Here is a 5,906-nt window from a genome sequence, read left to right on the forward strand (position 1 = left end):
CGTGTGCGCGATCACGTCTATGTGGGGTACGTCAATTCGGACCCGGACCGGCCGTTCGTGCTGTCGAGCTTTAACACGGACAGCAACCCGTTGCCGTGGGATCTGGTGAAGAACCAGGCACTGTCGGGCTGGCGCAGCCAGGAACTGGCCGCGCCGTGGCGCGCNTCNAACATGGTGGTGACCGACGACACGCCCGGCAGGCTTCAGGTGCAGGTGGCGAGCGACTACGCGAACTCGCGCTTCGTGGCCGGTTACAACGTGCGCATCAACGGAGACAGGGGGCGGCAGGAGGCACGCGGCGAGGGGATCGAGATCGCGACTGACGCGCACGCGGTGATGCGGGCGAACAGGGGCATGCTGATTACGACCGAGGCCCGTGAGGGTGCGTCGGTCCCGGTGAAGGACATGGGCGAGACGGTGCAGCGGCTCACGCAGGCGCGGCAGCAGCACGAGGAGCTGTCGCAGCTCGCGCAGAAGCATAGGGCACAGACGGCGGAATCCTGCCAGACCGAAGCCGTGCGGGAGATCAGGACACAGAACGACGCGATACGCGGCGGGCAGAAGACGGCGGACAACCCGTCGCCGGAGATGACGCGGCCCGACATGGTGTTCGCCAGCGCGGCGGGGATTGCCGCGAGCGCGACCGGCAGCATGCACATGGCAAGCCAGAATGACCATGCCATCACGGCGGGCCGCGACTACAGCGTGTCGGTGGGTCGGTCGTATCACGCCTCGGTACGCGGCTCGATATCGCTGTTTGCCTACCAGGACGGCATGAAGTTCTTCGCGGCGAAGGGGGCGGTCCAGTTGCAGGCGCAGAGCGATGTGATGGCGCTTGCGGCGCTGAAGGACATCACGATCACCAGCACGGATGGCCGGGTCGTGATTACCGCTTCGAAGGAAGTGTGGATCGGCGCGGGCGGCTCGTATGTCCAGATCAACGGCAGCGGGATCATCAATGGCTCGCCGGGGCCGATCCTGGAGAAGGGGGCGTCGTGGGACGTGCCGGGCGCCGACGCTCGCATACCGACCTTCTCTCCGTTCGGATCGGGTACGCCCACCGACGGGTACTCCCATTCCCTCTGATTCCCTCACGACTGGAACCGCATGATTATCAGCCCACCTTTCCTTTTAGCAGTGCATCCGCAGCAGACCGACACGATGGCCACGGCGGACGCTGGCAACACCGTCGTACCCAACGGTGATGTGTGTGCCGGCAACATGCTCGAATGTGCGCCAGGCAACGGTGCCTATCCGGTCAGCTTCAATCTCGGCTGGCATGGCGGTGCGCATCTGAAAGCACCGCTGGACGGCAATCAGGCCACTTCCGTGCGCGCCATCGCGGACGGCACGATCGTGTACGTGCGTCAGACGGACGCCACCCACAAGCCGACGCTCCAGTACCGCAACGTGCGCACGGACGATGGTTGTGTCGTCATACGGCACGACACGGAAATCGGAGAAGGCGCCAACGCGAAGGTCACCTACTACTCGGTGTACATGCATCTCCAGGCCGTGATTTCGTCGCTGTCCGTGGGGAAGAAGGTTTATCGCAAGGATCTCGTCGGCACACCCGGCCAGATTTATGGACAGTTTCCGCAGATCCATTTCGAGATTGTCTGCGACGAGGTGAATCTGAAGAAGTTCATCGGGCGCGCGCCCGGACCGCTGGGTAGCACCCCGGCGCGTGCCGATGCAGTCTACGGCGATAGCTGGTTCTTCATTCCTTGCGGCGCGAAGCTCTTCACCAATGAACCGCATCCATTGCGCGACGACGATAGCGCACCACCTGTCGGGACGCTGCATCCGCAAGCGTGCCTCGTGCCGGCGGGAACCGGCCGCGATCTGGTTATTCGCATGCGTTACGACAGGGACTGTACGTTGACGACTTACCAGCAGGACCCGGACGGAAGCTGGTCGGTGCTCGGTGCAGTGCCACCAGAAGCGGATGCGGAATACAGCCTGTACAAACGGGCCACGGACCTGAACAGACGCTATACCGAGAGCAGTCTGGCGAGCGTTGCAGCCAATGTGGTGGTGCCCTCGCCCAGCGCGATCTTCGAGATGATCCGTTTCGGGCGCTGCATCAACGACCAGCTTGCCAGTGGGGCACGGTTCAATCACTGGCGCAGGGTAAAGACGCCGGACGGCGACGGCTGGATCAACCTGTCGAGGGCTGGCGTGCGCGTGTATAGCGATGCCGATTTCCCCGAATGGGCTGGCTGGAGCTTCATCGGCGACGACCCGACACCGGACAGCCTGTGCGATTCACCGACGGTGAAGCGGTGGCTCGACGTCAATCAATCCGGGCATGTCAGCCACGCTGATGCTGTGGGGGCTCTGGGTGTGGATGCGGTTCGCCAGCGGCTTGCCCACGCAGTCTGCAAGTTTCCTTCGGAATGGAGCCGGAGCGGACTGGAGGCCCGGTATAACTGGCTGAAGAGTCCTCACGAGGCGCTATCGAATTCGTTGTCGGAGACTGACTTCAGCGCGTTAATGGACCATGCCCGCGATCTGGCGTTCTGGGAAGATATCGGCGATCCCGATTTGCCGCATTCTAACGAGTGTTGGCATTGGCCGCCTCGAGAATTTACAAGGCATTTAAGGCAGTGCCGCTGGCTATCTTCGGAAGAACTCGAACAGGTATATCCAAACACCTACGTCCAGAAATCCGGGGGGCATCTGCATCAGGCGGCGAATACCGTTTCCAGTGAAATTCGCCAACGATACAAATTCGCCCTTAACCGCCTTATGCAGAAGCATTCGGTCACCAACAATCCTATGCGTATGTCCCATTTCTTGGGCCAAGGCGCAGAGGAGTCGCGGACGCTCGCGTGGATGGACGAACACAGGAGCGAGGCGTCATGCAACTCTGCATACGCTCATTCAAATGGAAATGATCTTCCTGGGGATGGCTACAAATTCCGCGGAAGAGGGATGAAGCAACTAACGGGTAAATACAATTACACGGAATACTGGGTGTATCGAGGGTGGCTGGATAGGCGCGACTTTACTGCGTCATGGTGGGGCCATTCACATCCAACAAGGCCGAACATTACGACGCCTGACGTCCTGTTGACCGTCGCCTACAACACAATAGACACCGGTACGTGGTACTGGGAAGCGGCTCCGAACCACGGACTGCCGCATGCCAGAAGTACGGTAAATGTATTGATGCCGGGATAAATGACGATCAAATACTGCGCATCACAAGAGCAATTAATGGCGGTGACAGTGGCCTTGAAAATCGAACTTATCATACGCTAAGGTTGTATAAATTATTGGGGGATGCATGATTCTGATGTTAAAAAAATTATCTGCCATAATATTATGTGGCCACGGTCTTTTTTTGAGTGCAAACGTTTTCGCAAGAACCGAGGAAGGGCTATATAAGGACGAGCGTGTCCAGTTCGCATACCCAAAAACTCGGTATGTCGAAGTGAAAGCCGATGACGCTGTGCAGGGTGGTTTTTACACCTATTCTCTTCATCTTAAGAGCATCGATGCTCACGACGTCTTGACGGTATGCAGAGGAGATATACGGAAATGTGGCTCCAACGACGGCGTCAAACCGTACTGGTATAGCGAAGACGGGACGCTGATGCTCTTTAGCGCGACCAGCATAGTTTCGCGGAAAATGTCCGTAGGCTCGGGCCAAGAGGCCTACGAGGCGTTCGCTGCTTGTCCGACGACAGATAATACTGGTCAGTCACATGCCTACGGCGCGGAATGCTACGAATTGGTTGTGAGTGCGAAAGGCAGTACAGTTTCCATAACATATTGGATTGGAAAGGCGCCGAGTCGCGCATCGAAAATTAATGCTGCGAAAAAGGCATCGCGCATTCTCAACTCTGTGAGAATGAAGTAAATGCCCACCAGAAAGTCTGTTCACTTAGATTGTGAATCGACGCTGAGCCGTCACCGGAGTTTTTGATCGTGAATCTGATAACTAGGATAGGAGCAATTCCATGATCGACCTTATCCGACTCGGCGACACCACCGACCACGGCGGCGAAGTCCTCACCGCCTCAGAAACTATGCGCTACGGCGGGACGCGTGTGGCCCGCAAGGGCGACGAGGTATCGTGCCCGCTGCACCCTGACATAAAGCCCAACCTGATCCTCGAAGGTGACACTGGGATCACCGACGCGGGCATTCCGGTCGCGCGTCAGGGGCACCACGCAACGTGCGGATGCAGCCTGATATCGAGCATCGTTTAATCAGGCGACCTCTCCGGACCGCTTGCCTGGTCCGGGCGTCGCCGATGATATCTGAAGGAGTCGCGGATGGCGATGGTTCGGGAACCTGCGAACTGGAGAAAGGGGAAGCGCCTGAGCATCGAGGACATGCAGGCGCTGGCCCAGGAGCGTAACGGTCGTTGCCTGTCGTCCGAATACGGCAACCTCTCCACGAAGCTGCGCTGGCAGTGCGCAGAAGGACACGTATGGGAGGCTGCACCCCACGGGCTTCGACAATGTGGGGCGTGGTGCCCGGAATGCGCCTTCGAGAAGTTGCGGCTGAAAATCGGGGACATGCATGCCGTGGCTCGTGAGCGCGGCGGCGAGTGTCTGTCTACCCTGTATGTCAACAACGAAACGAAGCTGCGCTGGCGCTGCGCCCAGGGACATGAGTGGGACGCGAAGCCCATGCATATCAGGCTCGGGACGTGGTGTCCGAAGTGCGGGCGGCAGTCGCGCATGCTGAAGATGGATATACAGGCCACGGCACAGGCGCGGGGCGGGACATGTCTTTCGACGCATTACGACAACGACGGCCGGAAGCTGCGCTAGCGTTGCGCCAAAGGCCACGAGTGGATGGCAATACCGGCCAAAATCAAGGGGAGCGCATGGTGCCCGGCATGCGCGCGCCCCTCATACACGATTGCCGATATGCAGGCGCTTGCGCAAAGCCAGGGCGGCGAATGTCTGTTTACCCGGTATGTCAACAACGGGACGAAGCTGCGCTGGCGCTGTGAGCGGGGGCATGAATGGTCAACGACGCCGGCGGTCATCATCAACAGACACTGGTGTCCTGAATGCGCGTGGCTGGCAAGAAGCAAGGCTGAGAAGAAGCGGCGCAAGTATCTGCCGGTCAGGATGGACGCCACTCCCAACTTCGGAACAACATCGCAGGGCGTGATTTATGGAAAGCCAGCAGACAAGTGAATTCCGCAGGCGGATCGAGCAGACCATTGCGGCCTTCGAGGCGCGATACGGCATAAGGCCGACGGTGGTCGTACTCAGTCTGGGCGATGCAGAGCTATGGTTCCGGGCTACAGCGGAAGGCGTGTCGCTGTTCGAGGGGCTGGCGGTTCACGTCAATCCGCTCGCCACCAGTTCCGGGGTGAGGGACGACGGCGTGCCAGTACATCGCGGCAACGGCGTGCTGCATTAATCGTGTCATGAGGTGATCTGATGGACCACGCATTACCCAACGCTGCCATGTCGGCGGAACTGATCGCGGCCTTGCAGTCTACGCCGTGGCGTTACGGTTTCTTCGCACTCATGCGCCGCATCAATGCGAACCCCGCCATCGATCCGGCGGGCAGCGCGCCGTCGCCAGCAACCGAGCCCTTTCGCGTCGGCCAGAAACCGAGCCTGATATTCGCCCCTCGCGAGATCGCCGAAGCCAGACTGGACAACGGCAGGCTGCATATCCGGCTCTTTGGCCTCGGCATGCTCGGCCCCAATGGTCCGCTGCCGATTCATGTCACAGAGATCGCACGCGAGCGCGAAGAGCATCGTCAGGACCCGACGCTCAGCAATTTCCTCGACATCTTCCATCACCGTTCGCTCACGCTGCTGTACCGCGCATGGGCGTCGGCACATTCGGTGGCGAGTCTGGACCGGCCCGAACATGACCGGTTTTCGTTTTACGTTGCCGCGCTTTCCGGCTCTACGCAGCGG

7 protein-coding genes are annotated in these 5,906 nt (G+C 59.7%); all 7 read left to right on the forward strand.

The window, feature by feature from the left end; genetic code table 11:
• Positions 1-171 precede the first annotated feature (171 nt).
• The gene (locus F759_RS39755; RefSeq protein ID WP_456088832.1) at positions 172-1,086 is read left to right on the forward strand and encodes a DUF2345 domain-containing protein; all 915 of its coding nucleotides are present in this window, start codon (positions 172-174) and stop codon (positions 1,084-1,086) included.
• 21 nt (positions 1,087-1,107) lie between these two features.
• Positions 1,108-3,186: a peptidoglycan DD-metalloendopeptidase family protein gene (locus F759_RS0134865; protein WP_084534454.1), complete on the forward strand. Its 2,079-nt coding sequence runs from the start codon at positions 1,108-1,110 to the stop codon at positions 3,184-3,186.
• A gap of 782 nt (positions 3,187-3,968) precedes the next feature.
• Positions 3,969-4,220 carry a PAAR domain-containing protein gene (locus F759_RS0134875; RefSeq protein WP_027803838.1) on the forward strand — a complete coding sequence of 84 codons (252 nt, stop codon included), beginning with the start codon at positions 3,969-3,971 and terminating at the stop codon, positions 4,218-4,220.
• 66 nt (positions 4,221-4,286) lie between these two features.
• On the forward strand, positions 4,287-4,790 hold the full coding sequence (locus F759_RS40345; RefSeq protein WP_027803839.1) for a hypothetical protein: 504 nt from the start codon (positions 4,287-4,289) through the stop codon (positions 4,788-4,790).
• A 24-nt stretch (positions 4,791-4,814) separates the two neighbouring features.
• Positions 4,815-5,165 carry a hypothetical protein gene (locus F759_RS42705; protein ID WP_152530802.1) on the forward strand — a complete coding sequence of 117 codons (351 nt, stop codon included), beginning with the start codon at positions 4,815-4,817 and terminating at the stop codon, positions 5,163-5,165.
• Complete coding sequence (locus tag F759_RS0134885; RefSeq protein ID WP_027803840.1) at positions 5,143-5,394, forward strand: hypothetical protein; 252 nt, start codon at positions 5,143-5,145, stop codon at positions 5,392-5,394. Before F759_RS42705 ends, F759_RS0134885 begins: the two co-directional genes overlap by 23 nt.
• Before the next feature lie 20 nt (positions 5,395-5,414).
• A partial coding sequence (gene tssG, locus F759_RS0134890; RefSeq protein WP_027803841.1) for a type VI secretion system baseplate subunit TssG occupies positions 5,415-5,906 on the forward strand: 492 nt, incomplete at its 3' end.

The organism is Paraburkholderia dilworthii, assembly GCF_000472525.1.
GTDB lineage: Bacteria > Pseudomonadota > Gammaproteobacteria > Burkholderiales > Burkholderiaceae > Paraburkholderia > Paraburkholderia dilworthii.

Bases quoted from the DNA above. Each gene is read 5' to 3' on its own strand.
- F759_RS0134865 (WP_084534454.1), top strand. From the start codon at position 1,108: ATGATTATCAGCCCACCTTTCCTTTTAGCAGTGCATCCGCAGCAGACC.
- F759_RS42705 (WP_152530802.1), top strand. From the start codon at position 4,815: ATGGCAATACCGGCCAAAATCAAGGGGAGCGCATGGTGCCCGGCATGC.
- F759_RS39755 (WP_456088832.1), top strand. From the start codon at position 172: ATGGTGGTGACCGACGACACGCCCGGCAGGCTTCAGGTGCAGGTGGCG.
- F759_RS0134875 (WP_027803838.1), top strand. From the start codon at position 3,969: ATGATCGACCTTATCCGACTCGGCGACACCACCGACCACGGCGGCGAA.
- F759_RS40345 (WP_027803839.1), top strand. From the start codon at position 4,287: ATGGCGATGGTTCGGGAACCTGCGAACTGGAGAAAGGGGAAGCGCCTG.
- F759_RS0134885 (WP_027803840.1), top strand. From the start codon at position 5,143: ATGGAAAGCCAGCAGACAAGTGAATTCCGCAGGCGGATCGAGCAGACC.